The organism is Vibrio gigantis (genome assembly GCF_024347515.1).
GTDB classification, from domain to species: domain Bacteria; phylum Pseudomonadota; class Gammaproteobacteria; order Enterobacterales; family Vibrionaceae; genus Vibrio; species Vibrio gigantis.
In genome coordinates this window covers 119,308-143,172 of record NZ_AP025493.1, presented here as the reverse complement: position 1 = coordinate 143,172, position 23,865 = coordinate 119,308, and the positions used below count along the sequence as shown (strand labels likewise).

18 protein-coding genes are annotated in these 23,865 nt (G+C 43.6%); 7 read left to right on the top strand and 11 right to left on the bottom strand.

The window, feature by feature from the left end; all coding sequences use genetic code 11:
- Positions 1 to 226: 226 nt before the first annotated feature.
- The 5 genes from OCV56_RS16760 to OCV56_RS16740 form a co-directional block, all read right to left on the bottom strand.
- Positions 227 to 961 carry a hypothetical protein gene (locus OCV56_RS16760; RefSeq protein ID WP_086713855.1) on the bottom strand — a complete coding sequence of 245 codons (735 nt, stop codon included), beginning with the start codon at positions 959 to 961 and terminating at the stop codon, positions 227 to 229.
- 10 nt (positions 962 to 971) lie between these two features.
- Entirely contained in the window at positions 972 to 1,226 is a 255-nt protein-coding gene (locus OCV56_RS16755; protein WP_086713854.1) for a hypothetical protein, read from the bottom strand.
- Positions 1,226 to 2,539: an HlyD family type I secretion periplasmic adaptor subunit gene (locus OCV56_RS16750; protein WP_086713853.1), complete on the bottom strand. Its 1,314-nt coding sequence runs from the start codon at positions 2,537 to 2,539 to the stop codon at positions 1,226 to 1,228. The genes OCV56_RS16755 and OCV56_RS16750 overlap by 1 nt, the downstream gene beginning before the upstream one ends.
- Before the next feature lie 9 nt (positions 2,540 to 2,548).
- A complete protein-coding gene (locus tag OCV56_RS16745) occupies positions 2,549 to 4,237 on the bottom strand; it encodes a type I secretion system permease/ATPase (protein WP_228761177.1) in 1,689 nt (562 codons plus the stop codon).
- 241 nt (positions 4,238 to 4,478) lie between these two features.
- Positions 4,479 to 5,114, bottom strand: coding sequence for a hypothetical protein (locus OCV56_RS16740; protein ID WP_086713852.1), 636 nt, complete (start codon positions 5,112 to 5,114; stop codon positions 4,479 to 4,481).
- Between the two features lie 208 nt (positions 5,115 to 5,322).
- On the opposite strand from OCV56_RS16740, the gene OCV56_RS16735 reads away from it, so the two are divergent.
- The 4 genes from OCV56_RS16735 (at position 5,323) to OCV56_RS16720 (ending at position 11,651) form a co-directional block, all read left to right on the top strand.
- Entirely contained in the window at positions 5,323 to 6,750 is a 1,428-nt protein-coding gene (locus OCV56_RS16735; RefSeq protein WP_228761178.1) for a DUF3131 domain-containing protein, read from the top strand.
- Positions 6,751 to 6,871: 121 nt separating this feature from the next.
- Positions 6,872 to 10,087: a response regulator gene (locus tag OCV56_RS16730; protein ID WP_086713851.1), complete on the top strand. Its 3,216-nt coding sequence runs from the start codon at positions 6,872 to 6,874 to the stop codon at positions 10,085 to 10,087.
- Positions 10,088 to 10,096: 9 nt separating this feature from the next.
- Positions 10,097 to 10,573, top strand: a complete 477-nt coding sequence (locus tag OCV56_RS16725) for a hypothetical protein (RefSeq protein WP_086713850.1) — start codon at positions 10,097 to 10,099, stop codon at positions 10,571 to 10,573.
- 1 nt (position 10,574) lies between these two features.
- Positions 10,575 to 11,651, top strand: a complete 1,077-nt coding sequence (locus tag OCV56_RS16720; RefSeq protein ID WP_086713849.1) for a sulfate ABC transporter permease — start codon at positions 10,575 to 10,577, stop codon at positions 11,649 to 11,651.
- 89 nt (positions 11,652 to 11,740) lie between these two features.
- Here the strand turns inward: OCV56_RS16720 and OCV56_RS16715 are convergent, their stop codons facing one another.
- From OCV56_RS16715 to OCV56_RS16705, 3 genes are all read right to left on the bottom strand, one after another.
- On the bottom strand, positions 11,741 to 12,151 hold the full coding sequence (locus OCV56_RS16715; protein WP_086713848.1) for a phosphate ABC transporter substrate-binding protein: 411 nt from the start codon (positions 12,149 to 12,151) through the stop codon (positions 11,741 to 11,743).
- 9 nt (positions 12,152 to 12,160) lie between these two features.
- Entirely contained in the window at positions 12,161 to 13,303 is a 1,143-nt protein-coding gene (locus OCV56_RS16710; protein WP_086713847.1) for a hypothetical protein, read from the bottom strand.
- Between the two features lie 118 nt (positions 13,304 to 13,421).
- Complete coding sequence (locus OCV56_RS16705; RefSeq protein ID WP_086713975.1) at positions 13,422 to 14,888, bottom strand: methyl-accepting chemotaxis protein; 1,467 nt, start codon at positions 14,886 to 14,888, stop codon at positions 13,422 to 13,424.
- A gap of 621 nt (positions 14,889 to 15,509) precedes the next feature.
- On the opposite strand from OCV56_RS16705, the gene ggt reads away from it, so the two are divergent.
- Positions 15,510 to 17,240, top strand: a complete 1,731-nt coding sequence (ggt, locus tag OCV56_RS16700) for a gamma-glutamyltransferase (RefSeq protein WP_086713846.1) — start codon at positions 15,510 to 15,512, stop codon at positions 17,238 to 17,240.
- Positions 17,241 to 17,401: 161 nt separating this feature from the next.
- Here the strand turns inward: ggt and OCV56_RS16695 are convergent, their stop codons facing one another.
- Together OCV56_RS16695 and OCV56_RS16690 are read right to left on the bottom strand one after the other, a co-directional pair.
- The gene (locus OCV56_RS16695) at positions 17,402 to 18,460 is read right to left on the bottom strand and encodes a HEAT repeat domain-containing protein (protein WP_086713845.1); all 1,059 of its coding nucleotides are present in this window, start codon (positions 18,458 to 18,460) and stop codon (positions 17,402 to 17,404) included.
- A gap of 81 nt (positions 18,461 to 18,541) precedes the next feature.
- Positions 18,542 to 19,873, bottom strand: a complete 1,332-nt coding sequence (locus OCV56_RS16690; RefSeq protein ID WP_086713844.1) for an anaerobic sulfatase maturase — start codon at positions 19,871 to 19,873, stop codon at positions 18,542 to 18,544.
- A gap of 137 nt (positions 19,874 to 20,010) precedes the next feature.
- On the opposite strand from OCV56_RS16690, the gene OCV56_RS16685 reads away from it, so the two are divergent.
- Both OCV56_RS16685 and OCV56_RS16680 read left to right on the top strand, forming a co-directional pair.
- Positions 20,011 to 20,799 (top strand): formylglycine-generating enzyme family protein, encoded by a 789-nt coding sequence (locus OCV56_RS16685; protein WP_086713843.1) that lies wholly within the window; start codon positions 20,011 to 20,013, stop codon positions 20,797 to 20,799.
- A gap of 129 nt (positions 20,800 to 20,928) precedes the next feature.
- On the top strand, positions 20,929 to 22,611 hold the full coding sequence (locus OCV56_RS16680; protein WP_086713842.1) for an alkaline phosphatase family protein: 1,683 nt from the start codon (positions 20,929 to 20,931) through the stop codon (positions 22,609 to 22,611).
- A gap of 139 nt (positions 22,612 to 22,750) precedes the next feature.
- Here the strand turns inward: OCV56_RS16680 and OCV56_RS16675 are convergent, their stop codons facing one another.
- Complete coding sequence (locus OCV56_RS16675) at positions 22,751 to 23,845, bottom strand: substrate-binding domain-containing protein (RefSeq protein WP_086713841.1); 1,095 nt, start codon at positions 23,843 to 23,845, stop codon at positions 22,751 to 22,753.
- Positions 23,846 to 23,865 lie beyond the last annotated feature (20 nt).

Below are 23,865 nucleotides of genomic sequence, written 5' to 3'. Positions count from 1 at the left end.
GCTGCATTTCCATTAACCAGCATTGGCAGAACATCAGACCGAAACATACTCGTCAGATAGCCGGTCAGAAACAAAAAAACGCAAGAACAGTGAAGCTCTTACGTTTTCATATCTTATCGTTCGAATAATTCTATTTAGCTTTGGTCGATTTAGTTTTAATCAATTTAGCTTTGGCCTATTTAATTTGGCTCTTAGCCTACTAACAAAGCGCTAGAAACCTAATTGTCTAGCCTTCGATACAGATTTCGCGCGTTTTACGTGTTAGTTGCGCATCATTAGAAATCACAAAGAAATAGTACTCTTGGCTTAATTCATATTGCTGAATATACGTTCGCATGTGATTTAGCATACTTTTTGCTTCACCATAACGCTCCAGATACTTACGGTCGCACTTATTCACGATATCAAGATCGACTCTTAAATCAGCAAAGTCCGTCATTAATTCATCAACGCGTTTTTCTGTCTCAGCCTTTTGTGCTTGTTTTGAATACTCTCCTTCAAGCTCTGACATTTGGGATGCAAGCGCCTGTTGGTTTTGTTTTTCTAATGCAACTTTCTCTTTTTCAAGCTTTTGATTCATCGCAAGCTTGGCATTTTTTGCCGAATTTTTTTCTGAAAAATATCGAGAACGATAAGTCTTTGCTGATTTCTCCGCCTTCGCCAATTTAGCATTAGTTACCGCTAATAATGCGGAGAGCTCTTCGATTTCAAGCGCTTTTTCTACAAGCTTTTTATCAGCAGCATCAACCTGACTTTCATAGGTTTCATCATCCATTGTTTTGACGTAGTTCATGTTTGCCATCTCATCCGTCAAATCATCAATCACTTTATTTAGCGTCGTTATAGTTTCACTCGCCTCACTGAGCTGTATTGAGGCACTGTAATTGTGGTACCCAAGATAACCAGTAATAAGTAAAGTCGAAGCCAATAGCGTTGAAAGAACTGTCGTTTGTTTATCCATTGTCTCCTCCTTAAATTACCTGTTTGTAGCACTTCTCTTCGCAACTCGGGCAGATGTATGATTGGCGGTCGATCTTAGCGGCGCAATGCGGACACCGCCCCTGCTTACGGTCAAAGCTCAGTAATAGCAACATAAATCCAATAGGACCTAATACATACCCAAGTAAAACCCCAGCAACTAGGTTGTTCTTTTTAAATCCAACATAAGTGCTCATAGCTAAGAAACTGAAATAAAAACTCAGCCAAAACATCATAGATTCGTCCATTATGCCTCCCTCATTGCTTTCGCCATTCCACTCGTTAGCGGGCCAATTAAGTAATCCCATAGCGTCCTTTCTTCCACTAAGATCAACACTTCTGTCAGCATGCCTGGGTACAGCTCAATGTTACTTTTAGTACGAAGCGCCTCAAGATCATCACGGTCAAATCGTATTTTAACGAGATAACCCTGATCGCTTTGTGAAGCCTCCCCTCCCTTAATGACCCTATCCGCTGAAACATGGATAACTTCACCCAAGATCGGCGGGACTTGCCTTGCACTGTAAGCCGTCAGGCGTATTCTGGCGTCCTGCCCGGAGCGAACAATATCGATATCTCTTGGCGGGACAATCGCTTCCACAATCAGCTCATCACTCTCAGGGACAATTTCCATCAAAACCTGCCCCGGACGCACAACACCACCCACGCTAGAAATATTTAACCCAACGACACGGCCATCAAACTCACTTCGAATCTGAATTCTTGAACGAACGTCTTCCAAGGTATTCATGACTTGTTTAATGTCTCGAACCTCATCGTTTACGGCTCTTAATTGCTGTGAGTAATCTCGTTTCAAATCCAACAACTGACTTTTATAGGTTTCTTCCAAAGTTTCGAGTTCGCGTTTAGCGACATCAATCGTAACCTTGATTTCCGCCAGCTCACCATCAATACGTGCATAGTGTCGTTGCAATTCGAGCATACGAGTTTTAGATACATACCCTTTAGCCACTAGGCCTTTGGTCATATCAATCTCTTGCTTGATTAGATCTCGCTGAGACGATACGGCCTTTCTCTGGAACTGGTTACCTTGAATTTTCTCTCGGTATAACGTGGACTTTTGTGTGTATAGCGAATCAATTAATTGCTTCCGTAACAAGCCTTGCTCGAACTGAACAGATTCACTATTGATGATTGGCATAACAATTAAAGATTCCTCCTCATTGCTCACCAACACTTCTGGCCACTGTGGCTCTTCAGATTCATTGAGTAGTGCCTCAAGCCGAGCTTGCTGCGCTATCAAAGAAAAGTTTCGATATAAATAACGTTTGTAGTCAGATTCCGACTTACTATCAGAAAGCTCGATAAGCACTTGGCCAACTTTCACTTTCTCGCCGTCTTTCACGAAAACTCGTTTAACCCAACCACCCTGCAAGTGTTGAATCTGCTTCCTTTTACTTTCAACAACTAAGTTGCCGTGAGCAACAGAAGCAGAGCTTAATGACATCGTCATAGACCAAAATAAGAAGCCTCCGACAGTCAAAATTAGGATAGTCGAACCTAATATAATGAGCTTTCGCGTACTGAAATTCCCTTCCATATTCTGCACCTATCCTTGTACTGAATTTTGAGACTTCGGCGAAACCTTCGAAGTTTGAGAGTGAGTCTTAGGCTGGGAGTTGGCATTGTTCAATGAGGCCGCCTTATCTTGTGAGTTCACATTTAGCCCTAAGAACTGTTCACATGTTCCAGCTTTCTCAACTCGCCCTTCTTTCAAACTAATAACCCAATCCATCTGACGAAGGAAACCCGGTCGATGAGAGATCATTACCACGGTAATTTTATGTTCTTTGCAATGCTGTAAAACAATGGCCAGAGCGGTTTCGCCTTCGGGGTCAAGGTTTGAATTCGGCTCATCCAATACTAATACCCTTGGGTTTGAGTAAATTGCTCTCGCAAGGCCAATACGTTGTTTTTGACCTCCGGAAAGTAGAATCCCGCCTTCACCAATATAGGTATCGTATCCTTCAGGAAGTGCCATGATAAGCTCATGAATACACGCTAGTTTTGCAGATGAAACCACATCTTCATCATTACACACTGCAAATCGCGAAATATTTTGTTTAACCGTTCCGGCAAGTAATCCAACATGCTGAGGTAGATAACCAATATATTGGCCGAATTGGTTTTGATCCCATTTCTCAACCGTTGCGCCATCAATTTTGATATCGCCAACGCTCGCTTTATGAATGCCCATCAGTAAACTTGCAAGAGTTGACTTACCCGACCCAGAGTTCCCCATGACTGCAAGAGCCTGACCTGCACCCAGCTTGAAACTGATACCCTGCAAAGTCGGCGCTTTTGCTCCAGGAAATTTCAAGCTCACGTTGTTAAATTGCACTTCGCCTTTAGGCTGTGGTAACAACGTTTTGGCTTTCGTTTTGCTAAGAGATACACACTGTTTGAGTCTTCGCCACGATTGAAATGCGCTGTACCAAGACTTCCATCCACTAACCGCACTTTCAAAAGGGCTGACCACTCGGCCAATCAGAATTGAGCTCGCGATAACGGCACCAAGACCCACTTGCTGTTGCAGTGCTAAATAAACACCGAGTGTGAGTATGACCACCTGCAATAAGGTTCTAAAATAGCGACTAACCGCGAGTAACAAGCCAACTCTGGCGTTTACTAACCATTGCAAACTGAGGACGTGGTTGTTTTTTTCTTCCCAAACTTTTCCTATGTTTTGGCTCATGCCCATGGCCTTCAGTGTCGGCGCATTACGAAGAAAGTCGTTGAGCTCCATGGCGACTTTGCCCGTCTCTTCTTGAGCCATACCGCTGACCTTTCTACCTCCGAGCATCATTGCAAAGGTAAGCAATGAAAAAATGATCACGCCAGTGAGTGCAACGAACCCGATATATGGGTGTAGAAAAAACAACAGAATTAGGAAGAACGGTGTGAATGGTAAATCGAGAATTGAAGATGTTGAGGGAGAAGCGAGAAAGTTACGCAGTGTTGTAAGATCGTGAAGCGGCTGCTTATCAATGCTATTTGATTGCGATGATGTCGATATACTTAAATCCAGTAACTGACCACTAAGCTGTGTGTCCAATTTAAGCGCAGAACGTTGCATCAAAAGAGTTCGAATGTACTCAAGAGCCGACTGGGAAGTGACCAAAAATAGAGTAATACCCAATAATGCCAGCAGGGTTTCCAAGCTTGCACTACTCATCACTCGATCAAAAAGCTGTAAACTGTATATAGGCACAGCGAGTACCAATAAATTGATCCCCATGCTAAAACCAACTGCGGCCAACGCTTCCCTCTTCACAGTTCGAAAAGGACTCCGTGTCATCTCTTCCATATAGCCAGACTCACCTAGTTGCATATTATTATAGAGTGAGTATAGACAAGTTTTTAACAGCCTAAATACAATTTTTTAAAAGCTTAGATATTGATCCTTAAAACGTTATCGGACAAAACCATATCAACCTCATTTGTAGTTGGAATCTCATCTGATTTTATAAACACCTGAGTTAAATGAGATTAAATTGCTCGCTCACCTCATAGCCTGTCGCAACTTCTCTATGACTTTCTTTTATTATCCAATTAATTGGGTTTCGGACCCAAGGCTGAGGATCTTGTGAAGGAAAACCATCAGACACTTTCAGAGCAACGACCGTAAAGCCCAAAGATTCGCAAGTTTCAATACAGCGCTGTGCATGCCAGGACTGTGCAACAACGGCAACTTTAACTTTCCCTAAATCTTCGCGTGCCTTTTTTGCCACATCCGCAGTCGTTTGATAAAGGTCATTCTTTATCGGTACATAAGGAATTTGATGCAAATGCTTCGCTATCTCCTGTTGCACGTAACAAAAGGCCAAAGGATTCAAATGGTAAAATAGCGCCACATGGTTCGCTAACTGCTGATTAACACAATCACTATCACCAAACGAAAAAGCAATAACGGCTTGAGCGTCTCCGACATCACCGAAGTTTTGACGCTTTAATACATTTGATGTTAAGTAATGGAAAATGCGTTCTTTTGACGATTCTTCTATCTGATAACGCTCTTTAAGATAGCGATGCTGAATCAAACAAGAATTTTCAGGGGAAATATGCTCAGGAACCGGAAGGCCCATGTCGCGGATGAAATCATAAAATTTAAACATAACAATCTTTTCCTAACTAAATCAAAATCCATCTAGCCAGTTCTGTCCGTTGTTATGCTTACAGTTTAACAGCGTATTGTTAGATCAAACAAGTTAATTGTTTAAATTATCACCAACACCTATATTCACATTTTTCGTAATTCCTCTGATACGATGCAATAAGTTGTATTATCATTAGCTTAACCATAACAATAAGCACGGAGTTGCATTGAAGCTAATCACGAAAGGAAACGTCCGTTTTACTTGTCTATTGTTTGCGACTTCAATCTTCACTCAACAATGGGAAGTATTTGCGGACGAAGAGGTTAGTTTTTATGGGAAAAGAGGCGTTATCACCCCTGCCAGCACTCCAGGTATGGATGAAGACCAAGAGATTGACGAACCTAAGTACTACCGTCGAGTTATCGCTCCGCCAATATCCGAAAATACAGTAGATGTTCAAGAGTACACTGACATCGATGTTCATCCTGCTGCATTAATTAGTCAAGATACGGCAAGCACGCTATCAAAAAGCTCCTCCCCAATTCCATTAAGCCGAAATGAATTACTGCTAGCGAAAAAAGCGGAATATTATATTCAAAGGAACTTCAATAACAAAACCGGGCTTTGGAATTCAGTACAAGGCTATCCACACACAACAATGTGGGATGTTGCAAGTGGGATCGCGGCCACCTTAGCGCTCGAAGCTCTAGGTTTAAAAACAAGAGCACAAGCTCACCATGAGTTGAATAAAACATTAACGACGCTGCATACCATTCCTTTGTATAAAGGTTTACTGCCTAACCGAGAATACAGCACCAAGTCAGCTAAGCCCTCTGGTCGGTTAAGCGATACGCGAAGTAACGGAAATGGGTGGTCTGCACTCGATATTGGACGGTTATTAGTTTGGCTCAAAATCTTGGAACAACAGCATCCAGAGCTCATTGCCGATATTCAAAGAATAGTAAATCGCTGGAGCCTTGATAAGGCGATAAGCGATGGTACGCTCTATGGTACTAAGCTATATAAAGGCAAAGAATATTACCGACAAGAAGGAAGAAACGGCTACCTACAATACGCAGCTCAGGGCTTCAAAATGTTCCAGTTTGATGTGCCACTACCTGATTTAAAGACATATCTTCAAAACATTGAGATTGACGATATCACCATCGCTATCGATAGCAGAAACGTGCCCTTCCTTACTAGCGATCCCTATGTCTTGTCGACCATAGAATACGGTGATAGTCAGTGGAGCCAATTACTTCCCTTTTATGACCTCCACAAACAGCGCTGGGAGAAACAAAATATCCTCTCGGCTTATGCTGAAGATGCAATGAATAAAAACCCTTGGTTCGCCTACAACAACGTGTATTACTACGGAAAATCTTGGACAAGTGTTAGTCCATCCGGCCAGCCTATCGAAAACCCACAAATACTCAGCAATAAAGTGGCATTTGGGTTCAGCGTTCTCTTTGAAGATGAATTCAGCAAACGGCTTTATGAAGATGTACTGGAAAGTAGCTTAAAGTTTAGGGGGATTCCGACAGGAAAATATGCGAATGGAGGAATCAATTCATCAATGAATATTAACACCAACTCTCTTGTTCTGGTTGCCTTATGGTACAAAACAAAAGGACGCTCACCAATCTTAGAATAAGCGTTGTAATCACAATAACTTATACCTCTCCCACACTTCTACCAAAATTGTTGTTTCTGGGTTTCCATATCGCCAACTTTATTCTACGTTTATATGAAAACAGTTGGACGGATACTTTTATATGTCGACACGTACGGTCTGGAATAATCTTTCAGTCAAACATAAACTCTTTGGCTTAGTTCTACTTCCCATTTCACTACTGCTCTTCCTTGCTGGCAGACAAGCTTATATCTTAACGACCCAGTTAAACGATTTTGAACGAACCAATCAGTTATCTGTGTATCTGCAAGATATTTCGGTTTTATATCGGAGTACTCTGGCTTCTAGCCCTGAAGAGTTTGCGACGCAAAGCGGTCAGGTAAAGGCAGAATTAAAAACACTGTCACCCATCATTTTTTTAGACGCTTCGGATGATATGAATCAACTGGTGGCGGACTTCAGTGAAGCGACCCTATCCACGATGGAAGCAACGGACACTTACGACAAGTTGGACGCTCTTGAATGGCAGAGTGATTTATACAAGCAGCTGTTGCTTGAGATAGAAAAAGTCCCATTCGAAAATACCAAGCGTGAAATTCAACAACACCTCACCGCCTTACAACAACTCGAATGGTTGATGTTCTGGTCGAACGAAGAGTTCAAACTGGGTACCTCACTGATTGAGATATTCCAAACTAGCCAAGAGTACGACCCAGAACTTGCTGAGCAAATTGAGACACTGAGTGAAAGACAACAACTATTCCTCGAACGCTTTGTGTCGCTGAATGCCAACGAACATCAAGTGTCACTGATGGTTGAGGTGTTTAGAAATGATGTGTTTGCTCAGAGCCAAGAGATCAGAAACGCACTACTTGATCTAAACGCCATCAACCAACTGACGCCTCAAGAGGTTTCTATTGGGTTAGAAGCGATGAGTGCTCGACTCAGCTTATTACAAAACCTTGGCACTGTTATCAAGCAAGAGTTCCAACAAGAAGTTGAGCAAGCGATCTCAGACGCGCAAGTACAACGAACACTGTTTATCTTCATCGTTGCCCTACTCGCTACTATTGTCATGGGGTTAACCCTAAGCTTAGCGAGACAAGTAACCAACAACCTAGGCTTGATACTTAAGTTCTTGAAGAGTGAAAACGATGAAACACGCCCTTCTTTAGACAAACTCATTCAGGGTAAAGACGAACTCAGCCTATTTGCTCAACAAGTTGAACGGCTAACCATTGAAAGAGAACATGCTAAGGAAAGGTTAACGCTTGCTAAAGAAGACGCAGAGCGCGCCAAAGAAGACGCGGAAGAAGCGAAGGACCACGCGATACAAGCCAGCAAGGCCAAAAGTAGCTTCTTGGCTAACATGTCACACGAAATTCGTACCCCATTGAACGGGGTTATCGGCATCTCAGAAATCCTGTCAGATACACCGCTGACACCAACCCAACGAGATTACGTCGATACCATTGAGACCTCATCCCAGCTTCTTCTAAGCCTTATCAACGACATTTTAGACTTCTCTAAGATCGAATCTGGCATGTTGTTGATCAGCCCACATTCAGCGTCAATTCGAGAATCCATTTATGACATCGCATCGATTGTTGCGCCTAAAGCCAAAGAGCAGAAAATATCAGTCAACGTCGAAATCAGCCCCAACACCCCTGCACGTGTCATGATCGATGATCACCGCTTAAGACAGATCTTGATGAACTTTATGTCGAACGCGGTGAAATTCACAGCCGAAGGTGGTGTAACGCTATCAATCAAGACACTCGAACAGTCTGACGACAATGTCACCATTCGATTCGCAGTGCGCGATACCGGTATTGGTATCGACAAACAGCAACAGAAACAAATATTCGAACCGTTCGCTCAAGAAGATGATTCAACGACCAGACAGTTCGGTGGTACAGGTCTTGGTCTTGCTATCAGTACTCAACTTGTAGAGCTCATGGGCGGCCAGATTCAACTCGATTCAGTAAAAGGGGAAGGCAGTTGTTTCTACTTCGATCTAGCACTCCCTGTTGATTTGCCACTTCCAAAACCAAGCACCGCATCGGCAAACATCTACATTCTAGGTAACGAGAACATGCTTTCGGAGCGCATAGAAAGCGACCTTAACCTGTATGGTTTGAAAGTAACTCAACAAACGAACAGTGCAGATACCATCATTGAGCAAATCTCAGCGAAAAAACACGACAAGCCAATTACCGTCATTTTTGCTGAAGACGATTCATTCCAAGCGAGTGCCTATTCGGACAACCTAGATAAGCTCCACAAAAGCGGCGCGACAATTTGTTTAATTCGTTCATTCCTAAGTGACCCTTCCGACATTGGCAACTGCGTTACAGCTCAAGTATCCCAACCTCTACTCGGTTTACGCTTGATAAAAGCGATAGAGCTTTGTGATACACAGGGCTTAGCGGAGCTATCAGAAACCAACCAACAAGCGATGACGATTCAACATAAAATCCTCATCGTTGAAGACAACAAGATCAACCAGAAGATTGCTGGACTTCATGTTGGAAAAAGTGGATTTGAATTTGAGTTTGCGAATAACGGTCAAGAAGCTGTGGACATGTTTACCGCAAACCCACATTACGCTGCGATCTTGATGGACTGTATGATGCCAGTAATGGACGGCTTTGAAGCCACTGCGAATATTCGCCGTATAGAAAAAGAAACCAAAGCATCACGACGCATCCCTATCATTGCGTTAACAGCCAGTGTAATTGATGATGATATCCAAAAATGTTTTGACGTGGGTATGGACGACTACGTGCCAAAACCATTCAAGTTCGAGATGTTGAAGGAGAAAGTGCTCGCAGCTGTAGAAGCAATGCCACTGCCGGCAACACACAATACAACGCCAGCGACAAACTCAATCGTTACCCCTATTCATAATGCTGCCCCTACAATTCAAGCGGCTAAAGCTACGCTGCCGGAGGAGCATCAAGAAAAGCCAGTACCAAGCAAGTCTGAAAAGATTCTGTTGGTAGAAGACAATCGTGTAAACCAAAAAGTGGCGTCAGTCATGCTTAAGAAAGGGGGATATACCTTTGAAATTGCGGACAACGGACAGATCGCCGTTGATATGTATCAGAACGACAGTAGCTTCGACATTATTTTAATGGACTGCATGATGCCAGTGATGGATGGTTTCACCGCAGCCAGGGAGATTAGAGAACACGAGAAAAACCTAGGCTTAACAAAGACTCCTATCATCGCGTTAACCGCTAGTGTAATTGATGATGATATTCAAAAGTGCTTTGATTCGGGAATGAATGGTTACGTTGCGAAGCCCGTAAGAAAAGAAAAACTATTCCATCAAATTGAAAGCGCGACTTGCTAGGAGAAACCAATGGGTTGGAAGAAAACAATACAAACACTCCAGTGCAGAGCTGCGTTCATCGCAGTACTAGGGCTACTAGGAAGTCTACTTCTTGTTAGCCCAGCTCATGCAGCGGAAGACTACGCCATATTCTCTTTAGACACAGAGTTTGAAGCGATCTCTATAAACAAAGCAAGAAAGCTATATCGAGGAAAAACTAAACGTCTTAACGGCAAACGTGTAGAACTATCAGATTGGCCTGAAAACAGCGCCGAAAGAGAGGCGTTTTATCAACTTTTATTAGGAAAGAACGCCGCTCAAATGAACGCTCACTGGGCCGGCTTATCCTTTTCCGGTAAAGCGCGTTACCCGAGAGAAATTAAGTCAGCCTCTACCGATAGCTTAGTTGACTGGCTTAACGCTAAACCTAATCGTATCGGATACTCTCCCCTCTCTTCAGTTCCTGAAAATGCCAACGTTCTCTACGTTGTAAGCTCGGAGAAATAACATGAAAAAGATAATTACGTCAGTGCTATGTGCTTCAATTGCCTCTCCGGCTTTTGCAATTATTGAACTTACCGATAGCTTGTCATTAAGTGGATTTGGCTCAACATCTTGGGCTAAATCAGATAACGACAATCCACTAATCATTAACCGCGGTTTTACTGATGAAAACTGTTATGACTGTGATACCACGTTTGGTGTCCAGCTCGATTATTTCTACGACTCATTTAAAGCATCTGTGCAAGTAGTGAAAGCACCACAATTTGAGTGGAGTGACCCACAGCTAGAATGGGCTTACCTCGGCTATGAGTTTGATGATTTTGATGTCAACATCGGACGCTTAAGGATCCCTCTATTTCTTGCCTCTGAATACTATTACGTTGGCCAAGCCTACATGACCGCTAGGCCTCCAACAGAGGTTTATAACGCAGTCCTAGGCATCACCGCATTCAATGGTATCAAGGTCAGTTGGACACACGACGTCAGTGATGAAGCGACTCTATTGATCTCTCCGTTCTACGGCGTAAAAGACAAAAATGAAGTCGAGTTCAATTCGAGTACAGATCTAGAATTTGAAACCAACCGCATGTTCGGTGCCAACCTACAACTTAGCGGCGAAAGCTATCGTTGGAACCTATCTTTCTTAGATTCAACCTTCGATCAAACGGTTAGCACTACAATACCTGGGGTCCCTACACCATACACAACAGAGCTAGATAACCAACATATCCAACTTTGGTCGCTCGGGGCCGAGTACGAATTTGGTCAAGCTGTGCTGACTAGTGAAGGACAAATAAGTGATTTCTCATCATCGATGTATGCAAGTTTGGGCTATAGACTCAACTCTTTCACTCCTTACGTTGTTTACGGTGCAGAGTTTGATTCTAACGAGCACTTAGCCGGGAACAGTTATTTGATTGGTGTCGATTACGATGTGCTGCCTAACGTATCCATCAATGGTGAAGTGCAGTATTTTGAAGCACGTAAGACAAACGGCGCCTTTATTGAAGACTTCACACCAACAGGCTTTGATGATAAAGATGCAGTGCTCTATACCATCATGCTGAGTTTCGTGTTCTAACCTCTACCACGAAAACGTATGCTCAGTGAAACGAAAAGCCCAAGGCAACATCTTTGCCTTGGGCTTTTTATCATCAATCAGAAGCTGATTTAGTACTTAAACAGCACTTTTACATCCCCCGTCAGTGCAGACTCATCAACGTAACCAATAGCGTTGGTTTTCGACGCTACCGTTGTGATGGCTTCGCTATAATCTACGACCTGAATTGGCGCTTCTGCTTTACCTGTGAAGACTAGCCTTGACCAAGCAGATTGAAGCTGCGATTCACTGCGTCCTGTTGCTACCTCGTGAAAGGCTAGTCGCCCCTCAGAACCATCAGTCAGTTCGACGATTTGTGCTTTCGTACCATTTGATAACTTGCTCTTTTTACCCATAAAGAGCTTTTTAACATCAGATTTTGATAATGAATCAACACCTGCATTGTTACCAATAACGACCATGCCTGCAGAAGCATTAAATGAAAGAACCGCTATGGTTATTGCTGTCAGTAAACTTTTCATGTGGCCTCCTTAAAATACGAAATCAAGACGTGCTGAATAGACAACTGAGCTGTCTTCAAGGTAATTGCCTGTCGCCATAAATGGGTTGACGGCAGACATCTCAACATTGGTTTGGAAACCACCACTCGTATCGCGGTAATCCACGTAAGTAACGTCAGCCTTTAACGACATATTCTTAGCAAAGTCCCAGCGGTTACCGATAGAGTAAGAGATACGCTCGTAATTCATCGACTCTTTAACTGCCGTTATCGTCATATTTTCACGTTCATCGTTATCGGTGGTTTCAACCCAGCTAACCGAAAGGTAAGGCGTAAACTCATTGATTCGGTAACCAACCAAGCCAGAAACCGATTGATAGTCGTAGAATTGACCTTCAATTTGAACGTCAGCGGCTTCTACGTTAACAAGTAGATCACCGTTGTCATATTGCGCACCCAGAGAGATAAACTGACCGTCTTGGCTGTCAAGTAAAGCACCTAACTGGCAGTAAGGGCTAGATTGTGGGTTCTGGAAATCACAAGACGGATTCGATTCCGCAACCAAATAAGAACCACGGAAAGTAAAATCATCGACGTTCCAGTTCGCACTCAAACCAAACAATTGATCCAGTTTAACTTCACCAACAATTGAATCCTCTTCGTCAATCGTGCCAACACCAACCAATGGCTGCAGAAGAATACTTGAATCTTCAAGTTCAATCGGAATCAATAAATCAGCTCCCGTATAGCCCTTCAAAACAATGTTTTCGTACAACTCTTGAGAAGGTCGAATCATAGGGTACGCATAGCCAAGATCGGTGTAGTCAGAATAGAAGAACAGAGGTAGACGCAGCTTACCTGCACGAGCAGTAAATGAATCAAAATCATAAGAGGCGTAAGCCATTTCAATTTTTGGGTCATAGTCATAACGGCTATTTGCGACTATTTGCGTCACGAACTTCGCTCGCTCGTTAACCTGAAAATCAAACTGCAAGCCCGCTAGTGTTTCTTGCTCCCAATCTAATTTTTCATCCGTGTAGCCTGCATAACCGATTGCGTTATCTGACTTACCGATACCTACAGAACCAAACCCGCTAATACGAAGGTTATCCATATTTGCAGCATTTGCTCCAAACGCCATACTTACTAGGGCAGCAACCACTGTCTTCTTCATAACTAACTCCAATTTGTTATGTTGTTTCTTGTTTTTATGTAATTAACCCAAATTTTGGGCATACTCCCGCCCTCCTTGAGGCATAGCCATAAAGAGAGAAGGAATGATTCTCGGGGGCTTAACTCACCTTAAAGTGGCCAGTTAATGTGGATATATTACGAGTAACTTCTTGGATATCATGAGCCACAGTATCAACCTGTTTTACACTGTTGCTGGTACCTTCCGCCATTTTTCGAATCTCTTCTACAAAGGTTTCTATACGAGTCGAGGTTTGTTCTTGCTGCTCCGTCGCGGCAGCAATACTTTCGTTTCGTTGGCTGATTTCGGTGACATCTGATGTAATTCTTTGCAGCGATCCTTCAGCGACTAGGAACTTCTCTACACAATCTTCAGCTTTAACAACGCTTTCAGAAATGATGGTAGAGGCTGTTTGCGCTTGCTCTTGTAGCTGTAAAAGTACTGACTGAATTTCTTGGGTAGAGGTTTGTGTTCTTGACGCTAACGTTCGGACTTCGTCAGCTACAACCGCGAAACCTCGACCTTGCTCTCCTGCTCGTGCAGCTTCAATTGCCGCATTAAGTGCTAAGAGGTTAGTTTGTTCTGCAATCGCACTGATCGATTCTAAAATTGAGCCTGCACTCTGAGTGTTGTCGTTCAACTGCTTCACAACTTCCGATGCATTGCCGACATCGTTCGTCAGTTCTTTCACCGCAAGAATCGTGCTTTCAACTTGCTGCTCCCCTAAGCTTGCTTGTTCGCTTGCACTAGAGGCAGAAGACGACGCATCATTTGCATTCGTTGCAATCTCTCGAGCCGCAAGAAACAGTTGGTTTAATGAACTTGAGACTTCTTCAATTGAAAGGTGTTGCTTAGTGGAAAGCTCACTTGTGGCTTGGCTCGACTTAACGAGAGAACCAGAGATAGAGTCCAATTGAGTAACATTGTCTATAGTGTGAGTTACGTTCTGTTGTAGGTGAGACACGAAGCTATTAAATGACTCCACCAGAGGCTTAAGTTCGTCATTTTTCTCGTGCTGAAGACGCACAGTAAGATCTCCATCACCCTCAGCGATATCGTGCATCTTATCGCTAATGTTTGCCAGATCCGCTCGAATTCCTCTTACGACTAACCATCCGAAGACACACATTGCAAGCATCGCCACAGCGCCAGAAATGCTCATGATCTGGTTAGCCTGTTTGTTATTGGCTTCTAAATCTTCCACTGCATTCTCGAACTCAGACTGTCGGTCTGCACCAAACTCAAGCATGCCTAAGGTTAGCTCATCCAAAATAGCTGTACTTTCTTTTGCCAAACGACCAGCCTCACTAAGGCTGATCTCCTCATCGATCATTCCTTGGGCAATTTGGTAAGCAAGTTCAAAATATTGATTAGTCTTATTTTGCAGAAGTGTCGATTCACTCTGCAGAGAAGGATCCAGCGTGATTTGAATATTAAAGTTACTTTGAATCGCAGCAAGAGTTTGCTTGTTCATTTCCAAAATTTCTTCATCGCCAAGCGTTACAGCTAAGTTAAAACGCTCCGCCAACTGGGAGATCAACACACTGTTTAAAGACGCCGCATTCATGACGGGATAAGTGACTTGGTCAATCCGATTAACCTGCTTAGTGTTGCTAGTCAGTGTATCCCCACCGACAAATAGAATACTAATAAACCCTACTAACGAAACTAAACATAACGCCAAAATTCGATTCTTAATCGATAGTGTAAACATAAGCTTCCTTGCTAAACAGTATGACAAACCGCACTAGTATTTTTTCGCACAATAACAGATCTGACCAGTTATTCAATCGGTCAATACAAAAATAGTGATAAATATGTAAATATTGTTTATAGATTGTATCAGCCTGAAAAATAACCATATAAATCATAAGCTTTAATTTTTAACTTTATTAAATAGGGCTTAATTCCAAACTTACCAACCTGTTTAAAACCAAATGTTAATTAGGATTTATACTCGCTCACTATATTTCAATGCACGTGTTCCATGGGCTTAATGTCGAGTTGAAAAATATCAAAACACGCTTATTCAAACGCCCCCAATAACTAAATTCTCCACATGCCCTACAATTTAATAACCCTGTCAACACCGTCAGGTTTGTGTAAGAAGGTAGCAGGCTCACGAACTTACTCTTTTTTATTCAGTCAACCTTGGAGCGACTAAATTGAACCTTTAAATGGAGAACGCATGCGTATAGCAACTTTATCTTTAAGCTTGGTTTCAGCGGTGGGTTTTGCTGCTGAGCCCAGCCCTTTCCCAGTCATGCCGAATACTGAAGGTGATAAATTCATGGTCAGCGCGACGAACCCATACGTAAGCAGCACTGGCTATTCGATACTGAAACAAGGCGGTAATGCCATCGACGCCATGGTGGCGATGCAAATGACCATGTCGGTCGTCGAGCCCGACATGACCGGGATCGGTGGCGGAACGTTTGCTTTGTTTTATCAGCATGATAAAGACCAGTTTCTCGCTCTTGATGGACGAGATGAGGCACCTTCAAGCGCTACACCCGGCATGTTCATGGAAAACGGCAAGCCACTGAGTCGAAATGAAATTTTAGGCCCGCGTTCGGTCGCAGTACCTGGCACACTTCGCCTGCTCTACAGCACCCACCAAGAGTATGGGAAGCTGCCTTGGTCTGAGTTAGTTCAGCCTGCTATCGACCTGGCAAGTAAAGGTTATGCGATGAATAGCTATACGTATGACATTATAGTCCGTGAGCAAACTCGTTTGATTGAAGACCCAGAAATCAAAGCGCTCTACTGGGATAACGATGAAATCAAACCGACAGGCACGTTGATGACCAATCCAAAGCTTACCAATACGTTGACCAATATTGCTCAACAAGGTGACAAATACCTTTATGGCGGTGAGTTTGGTAAGAACATTGTCGAGACGGTCAACAGTCGCATCGGTTCAGGCCACGCTAAATTAACCATTGAAGACTTTGAGCAATACCAAATCAAAAAGCGTGACGTCATTGAGAGCGACTATCGTGGTAACAAGATTGTATCCTTTGGTTACCCTGCCTCTGGTGGCGTGATGGTAGCGCAAAGCCTAGAAATGCTAGAAGCGTATGATTTGGCAAACATGTCGAAAACTGATGCAGAACCATGGCGCTTGATGACAGAAGCGATGAGAATCGCTAAAGCCGATCGTATTACTTATGCTGGCGATCCTGATTATGTGGAAACGCCCATAAGTGCCCTTCTAGATAAATCTTACATTGATAAGCGACGCCAACTGATTCCAGAAAATGGCATCGCTCAGTCAAACCCAAAAGCTGGGAAGATTTCGGATACTGACTACGCGCAACACCAAGGCTTTGAGAGCAAGGACACCGGACACATCTCCATCATCGACAAAGAGGGCAATGCGATAGCAATGACCAGCACAGTCGGTACAGGAATGGGCTCTGGCGTGATGGTAGACGGTGTGATTTTGAATGCGCAAATGGCTAACTTTTCTACCAAACCAACCATCAAAGGCAAACCAAGCCAAAATGCAATTGAAGCAGGCAAGCGCCCTCGCTCGGCAATAACACCATTAATGGTGATGGATAAGCAAGATGACCTACGTTTGGTTGTGGGCTCTCCGGGGAGCTCACAAATTCCTGGGTACGTGTTAAAAACCGTGGTGGGTGTTCTAGATTGGGATCTATCAGCGCAAGAAGCGATTGACCTGCCAAACATTCAATACGGCACCAAGATAGATCGTACCAAGCCTTATGACCCAACAGGTCTTTTGGTCGAAAAGAAAACATACGCAGAAATGTTAGTTCCAGATTTCATGCAGCTTGGTTACCCAGTGCATGTCATTCCTGTCGTCAGTGGCTTAAACGCCATTGAAATCAAAGATGGAAAACTTTATGGCGCAACAGACAGGCGTCGCGCATCCAGTTCTATGGGTGAATAGATGTTTTACGGGTGAGTAGCTTAACCCACCCATTATTACACCTCTGATTTGTATCTTGTTCTAACCACACATTTTAAAATCATTTCCAAATGCAAAAAGCCAGTCGAACGTTTCGACTGGCTTTTCAATAACTCATTTTTGCTTATCGATTAATGCAACCACTACGAACTTGGCGCTACTCGTTTCTCTTTCAGCTGTTCAATCACATAGTCAGGCGCGACTTTACTTAGCTCAATCAAACATTCATCCGTTTTTTCATTGCCGTAACGGACGTAAATATCGCATACAGCGTAAAGTTGCTCTGGAGAACCAGAGATCAAATACGCTTTCTCAAACGATTTCGTCGATTTGTCGATATCTAGCTCTTCTTGTAATACCCCGTTTAGGTACCAGTAATAGCTGTTGTCTTTCGCTAATTCAGCAGCCACTTCAATCTCTTTTGCAGCAGCACCTTTGTCTTCCAGGCGAACCAGAGTCAACGACTTAGAATAATGCAAAGCCGCATTGTCCGGCACATTCGCTAAACCGCGATCTAACACTTCAACCGCTTGTTGGTCTTTCTTCTGAGCTCGGAAGTTGTCTGCGTAACTCAACCAAACTTGAGGATCATTTTGATGCGTTTTAATCAGCTCTAAATAAACCGTTTCCGCCTTTTCCCACTCATTGTGCCAACGTAGCACATCTGCAAACAGTAACTGAAACTTCTCAGATTCTTGCGTTTCCAAGAAAGTGATCAGCTCTTTTACCGCTGGTTCAATTTCCGCTTTTTGCGCATCATCTAGGGTGTTGAAATCACGAACTAAATTCGATGTCGCTGTGTGGCGAACCATGGTATCGCTGTCTTTAAGCAAAGGAGAAACCAACGCCCAACGGTGTTCCAGTTGATATGGTTCAGAGCCAATAACCGCAGCTTCGCGTACTTCAGGATCTTGGTCTTTCAAGCCTCTTGCAACGGCCACCAGCGCATTTTGGCTTGGGTATGAAGTCAATTCTTGCAAAGCTGCTGTGCGGTTTTCAATAGACTGATTCTTATCTTGTGCCATGTAAGACAACTGCTGAATGCGTGTTTGAGTGTCCGTCATTTCAAGCACTTGATTAATGTTCTGTGCAGGTGCATCAACAGTGGCTTGGACGCTGTTAGCTGCCATTGCAGATGTTGATAACAATGCGGACGTTGAAATAACTAAAGCAACCGCTGTCGCTAAACTCTTCTTGATCATAGTGGTACCTTAAACTTGAGAATTTAGCCTGTCCCTAGACTCATATCTGATTGAATGTCGTTAAGATTGATAGACCTTGAATTAGAACTTGGTCTCGAACGTCGTTTGTTTTGCCAGTTCTGCTCGACGCGCCATCATCACAGAATCACTGTACTTACCATGTGCTACGGGGTTTCTCATCGCACGAGCGATATACGCCATCGACTTGTCGACATGAGAGAAGAACTTGTGCCAACCCGCGCATAAATAGTTTAAGCCCGGCTCACCCGCACGAGTTTTGATAAAGCGGTTTTTAGGACACTCGCCATGACAAGCAAACTTGTAATCGCATTGCTGACATTGGCTAGTCAGTGTACGTGATTTAGCGAAACCAAACTTCTGTTGTGGCGCGCTGTACGCCAGATCATCAAGCTTCTCGTGATGAATATTGCCAATTTTGTATTCAGGGTAAACGTAGTGGTCACAAGAGAACACGTCACCATTAGGCTCCATAGCAAGGCCTTTACCGCAAATCTCATTCAAGGTACAAAGTGGATTGGGACGCCCAATCCACGTTTCTAAGCTCGCTTCAAAATACTGAACAAACACTTTACCGATGTCGTGTTTCGCCCACTCATCAAACACAGAAATCAGGAAGTTACCCCACGCTAGATCTGATACGCACCATGATTCCATGATCGAATCTTTGTGGCCTGGGATAAGACGTTTGTCACCTTGTTTTAATTGCTCACTCACTTGAGAGGTTTGCGGTGCGACGGTTCTAAAGGTTTTTTGCTCAACGATAGGGATAAATTGCATTTGTGGAGACTTCACCACATCACGTAGGAAGCGATACACTTCTAGTGCATTTTGACTGGTGAGGTTATTCACGCAGGTTAGCGTTGCGAATTTCACTTGATGTTTGTGCAGCAGTTCAACCGCAGCCATAACTTGCTTGAATGTGCCACGGCCTGCTCGGTTGGTACGGTAGGCATTGTGCAGCATCTCAGGCCCATCAATACTCAAGCCGATCAGGAAATTGTTTTTCGCAAGGAATTGCGCCCATTCGTCATTGAGTAACGTACCATTGGTTTGTAGATCATTTGAAATCAGCACACCTTCAGGCTGATACTTTTTCTGTAGCTCAACCACGCGTTCAAAATAAGCCAGACCTAACATGGTAGGTTCACCGCCCTGCCATGAGAAGATAATTTCAGGCGTATTTTGACCTTCGATGTATTGTCGGATGTAGATCTCTAGCGTTTCATCATCCATTCTTGGAGAGCTGCCTTTCTTGTACTCCAACAAATCTTGCTTACTAAGGTAATAACAATATTTACAGTCAATGTTACATGCGGCGCCAATCGGCTTAGCCATAACATGCAGGCGCTTAGAAGCTTTACCGTTATATTGTGGACCTTGAGTAATGTGCATGATTTACCTACCTATCTTAGTGTCTTGTTCCCATCATAATTCCGAATGAAGTCAGTGGCATGTTATACCCTTTATAACCAATAGGAATGACCAAAAACGTTAGAATTACAGCCTATTTCGAACATTTGAGGCACGTGATGAAATTTTTCAATTACAAACATTTAGCAGCAGTTAGCGGCGTCACCATGACTATTTTCCTAAGTGGCTGTGCAAGCGTGCCTACACATCCTATCGCCCAAAAAATTGACCAAGAGATGGTGTTGGTTGAAGGCGGAACATTCACCATGGGTTCAAACAGCCCAGAAGCAAGCAAGGCAGAGCGACCAGCCCGTGATGTAACTGTAAATAGTTTCTACATCGCGAAATTTGAGGTGACTCAAGAACTGTTCGAATCGGTGATGGGTTCATCTCTCAGTTATTTCCAAAACCCACAAGTTCCGGTCAACAACCTAAGTTGGCAACAAGCGAACTATTTCGTTGAGCAATTGAATGAATTAACAGGCGAAGACTACCGTCTACCAACCGAAGCTGAATGGGAATTTGCAGCCAAAGGTGGCAACAAGAGCAAAGGCTATACTTACAGTGGTTCCAACGACTTAGATGATGTTGCGTGGTACTCAGCAAATTCGAAAAATAGCGCACACCCAGTCGGGCTAAAGAAGCCAAATGAACTAGGCTTATATGACATGACAGGTAATGTTGGCGAATTCGTTATTGATGCCTTCGATGACACCTTCTACCGATTTGGTCCAACAGACAATCCAAACAACGCTAAACACAGTGACGTAGGCTTATCACACAAGTCTGTTCGCGGTGGCAGTTTTGCTTATGACGAAAATGAATCGGAAAGTTACCGTCGTGATTTCGCAAGCCAATCAATCACTATGTCGGACATGGGCCTGCGTCTAGTTAAAGATACGAACTAACTAAAGATACCGAAGGTATCAGTTCATTAACCTTCACCAGCAATACTAAAAATACGATTAGTACCATTCAAACGTTAGAAATCTGACCAAGCGTTAGAACGCTACGGCAACACTGAATAAGGAAACTCTATGCAATACACCAAGCTTTCAGGACTAACACTCGCGTTACTCTGTGCACTCCCTGCTTCAGCTGCGGAAAAGCCAGATCTAGTCCTTCAAATCACGGTAGATGGCCTGCGCGCAGACCTAATCGAACGATATAAGCACAACTTCGGTGATGGTGGTTTCCGATACTTAATGGATGATGGTACTTACTACACCAACGCGAACTACCAACATGGCAACACAGAGACAATTGTGGGCCATGCCTCTCTTGCAACAGGCGCTCCACCGAGCGTACACGGCATGGTAGGTAATGTTTGGTATGACCGTAGTGAAGAACGTTTGGTGTATAACGTAGAAGACGGTAACTACAAAATGCTGACCTCTGGTGCAGGTGTAGATAAAGCAACAGAGATCGACCCAACACAGAAGACAGCACAGGGCGACGGTCGCTCTCCTGAGCCAATACTCTCTACTACGTTTGGTGATGAGCTGACGATTTCCAATAGTGGCAAATCAAAAGTGTTCGGCGTGTCTGTGAAAGACCGCGGTGCAATCTCATTAGCGGGACACAGTGGTAAAGCATTCTGGTTCTCCAAAGCACAATCTGAATTTGTAACGAGTAACTATTACTACGACGAATATCCAGATTGGGTATCACGCTGGAACGAGAAAGCGATTGCTGCTCAGTACTCCAAACAGAAGTGGGAGCTTTCATTACCGCGTGATCAGTACACGTTGCAAGAACACAATACCGAACACAAAGTGAAACTCGGTGATTTCCAACGCACCTTCCCTCACCCATACGGCCCGGCAAGCTATAAGTACTTCAGCACTACCCTTACTGTGAGCCCTGCTGGTGATGAAATCACGGAAAACTTCGCAAGCACCTTGTTGATGCAAGAAAAGCTAGGACAAGGTGACGTAACCGATTATCTATCTGTGAGTTTCTCGTCAAACGACTACGTGGTGCACCTATACGGCCCAGAAAGCCTAGAAACAGAAGACAACCTAATCCGACTTGATAAGACTCTCGCTAAGCTTTTCAAAACCGTTGATAACCAGGTCGGGCTAGAGAACACATTAATTGTGCTGTCTGCCGACCACGGTGTTCCTGAATCTTCACCTGCGGCAAATGCGCTTGGCTTCAATCAAGCTCAATACTTTAATAAGGATAAACTGCTCTCGAGTGGTGTTGAGAAACGATTGAAGGATGAATTCGGCTTAACTAAAGATGCGATTCGTTTGTATGCACAGCCTTATATTTATCTGAATCACGATTTAATCGCCGAGAAGAAGCTTGACCTCGCGAAGGTACAAGAAGTAATTGCGGATGAAATAGCGAAAGTGAAAGGCGTTGCATTTGCAGTATCAAGTAGTGATATCGCAGCGAACCGAGTGCCGGATACGCACGTAATGCAGCTCATCAAAAACAACTACCATCCAGCTCGTTCTGGCGACGTGTATGTGGTATTTGCACCGCGTAGCTACATTAACGACATGGAAGGCCTTCAAATTGCCTCGACTCATGGTTCTCCGTGGAAATACGACACCCATGTACCGGTTATTTTTGCAGGCTACGATGTTGAAGCTCAGAAGATCTCGCGAGCAATCACGCCATACGACATTGCACCAACACTTTCGAATAAGCTAGGGATCACCCAACCAAGTGGCTCAATTGGAGAGGTGTTACAAGAGATCACTGAGTAAACTAAACCTGCAAGGTTTCGTCATCTAAATTTCAGATTCAGCACCCACCCAATAAAAGAGCCGTTTATCCATTGCTGACTGACTCAGTCGAAACAGGCAAGCGGCTCTTTTGATTAATGGTGGTCCGATTGAGTCGAGCTTAATTTTTTCCCGAGTAACGAAAGGCTTCTTTGGTTAGCTGATTTAGTTGGTCGTCATTCATCTTGTTATGTACAACAGTGATACGGCCTAGGTAAACCAAAGGGACTTCTGCCTCTCGCTCTTCCAAATGAAACTTAATAGCTTCAGCCGTAGCGACACCAAGGTCATCACTCATTCGCATAGGTGTGGCATCCAATTCATCGGAACGAATCTTTTCTATCTCTTTCGCCGTTCCGCCCCAACCCGTCACATAGATTTCAGATAACATGTCAGCCTTGTTTAATGCATCTACCGCTCCCATGGTCATTGCAGTATTGGCATTGTGAACCATGGTCACTTCAGGGAAGTTACCGAGCACTAAACGAACGCCATCAGCCCCACCTAACTTCTGGTATTGCCCAAAGTGCTCATACACCGTTAACCAATCGCCTTTTTCTTCTACGCAATCAATGAAACCTTGTGACCGTTGAGTATCTGTTATTCCTGGGATACCTCGATTTGCTGAAAATTCGACCTCCCTTCCCAGTTCTTTCACTACATGATCACATAGAGCCTCTGCCCCCATCGCACTCGAGAAATCGAACCAACTATCTGGTTGATGTTTCCATTGCTCATTAGGTGTGTGGAATGCCCAAATAAAGGTTTTGAAATCTTTTGAAGCGGACAGTTTTTGAATATTACCGGCTTGGATACCCAGTTCAGAAGGGCCAAAAATGACGAAGTCATAAGGCATCTCAGAACTCAGGACTTTCTCAGTGTATTGGGTTTGTAATGAGTGCTCAATTTGTCGGGAGGTAAACTCATTAATCTCAAAAGGTAGATCCAAAGCAATGAGCCTTTCCTTTAATGCGGTGTAATTTCTTGTCCAAAAGTCAGAAATATCTGCACTTGGATAAATCAGCGCAATTCTTACCGGTTTTTCTAACGACATCGGAGCTAATGACATTGGCTCGCCACTTACAGTCTCTTGAAATTTTTCAAGTTTCTTTACATCAGCTTCCGATCTTACCCCATCAGCATTGACGTACAAAGGGAGGCAAAAACACGCTGTCAGTAGGGTTGGCAAAACATTTTTATAAATTTGACCCGGCATAACTGTTACCAAATGTTTGA

Bases quoted from the DNA above. Each gene is read 5' to 3' on its own strand.
- OCV56_RS16680 (WP_086713842.1), top strand. From the start codon at position 20,929: ATGCAATACACCAAGCTTTCAGGACTAACACTCGCGTTACTCTGTGCA.
- OCV56_RS16695 (WP_086713845.1), bottom strand. From the start codon at position 18,460: ATGATCAAGAAGAGTTTAGCGACAGCGGTTGCTTTAGTTATTTCAACG.
- OCV56_RS16675 (WP_086713841.1), bottom strand. From the start codon at position 23,845: ATGCCGGGTCAAATTTATAAAAATGTTTTGCCAACCCTACTGACAGCG.
- OCV56_RS16690 (WP_086713844.1), bottom strand. From the start codon at position 19,873: ATGCACATTACTCAAGGTCCACAATATAACGGTAAAGCTTCTAAGCGC.
- OCV56_RS16760 (WP_086713855.1), bottom strand. From the start codon at position 961: ATGGATAAACAAACGACAGTTCTTTCAACGCTATTGGCTTCGACTTTA.
- OCV56_RS16750 (WP_086713853.1), bottom strand. From the start codon at position 2,539: ATGGAAGGGAATTTCAGTACGCGAAAGCTCATTATATTAGGTTCGACT.
- ggt (WP_086713846.1), top strand. From the start codon at position 15,510: ATGCGTATAGCAACTTTATCTTTAAGCTTGGTTTCAGCGGTGGGTTTT.
- OCV56_RS16755 (WP_086713854.1), bottom strand. From the start codon at position 1,226: ATGGACGAATCTATGATGTTTTGGCTGAGTTTTTATTTCAGTTTCTTA.
- OCV56_RS16705 (WP_086713975.1), bottom strand. From the start codon at position 14,888: ATGAATGCGGCGTCTTTAAACAGTGTGTTGATCTCCCAGTTGGCGGAG.
- OCV56_RS16685 (WP_086713843.1), top strand. From the start codon at position 20,011: ATGAAATTTTTCAATTACAAACATTTAGCAGCAGTTAGCGGCGTCACC.
- OCV56_RS16725 (WP_086713850.1), top strand. From the start codon at position 10,097: ATGGGTTGGAAGAAAACAATACAAACACTCCAGTGCAGAGCTGCGTTC.
- OCV56_RS16720 (WP_086713849.1), top strand. From the start codon at position 10,575: ATGAAAAAGATAATTACGTCAGTGCTATGTGCTTCAATTGCCTCTCCG.
- OCV56_RS16730 (WP_086713851.1), top strand. From the start codon at position 6,872: ATGTCGACACGTACGGTCTGGAATAATCTTTCAGTCAAACATAAACTC.
- OCV56_RS16715 (WP_086713848.1), bottom strand. From the start codon at position 12,151: ATGAAAAGTTTACTGACAGCAATAACCATAGCGGTTCTTTCATTTAAT.
- OCV56_RS16740 (WP_086713852.1), bottom strand. From the start codon at position 5,114: ATGTTTAAATTTTATGATTTCATCCGCGACATGGGCCTTCCGGTTCCT.
- OCV56_RS16745 (WP_228761177.1), bottom strand. From the start codon at position 4,237: ATGGGGATCAATTTATTGGTACTCGCTGTGCCTATATACAGTTTACAG.
- OCV56_RS16710 (WP_086713847.1), bottom strand. From the start codon at position 13,303: ATGAAGAAGACAGTGGTTGCTGCCCTAGTAAGTATGGCGTTTGGAGCA.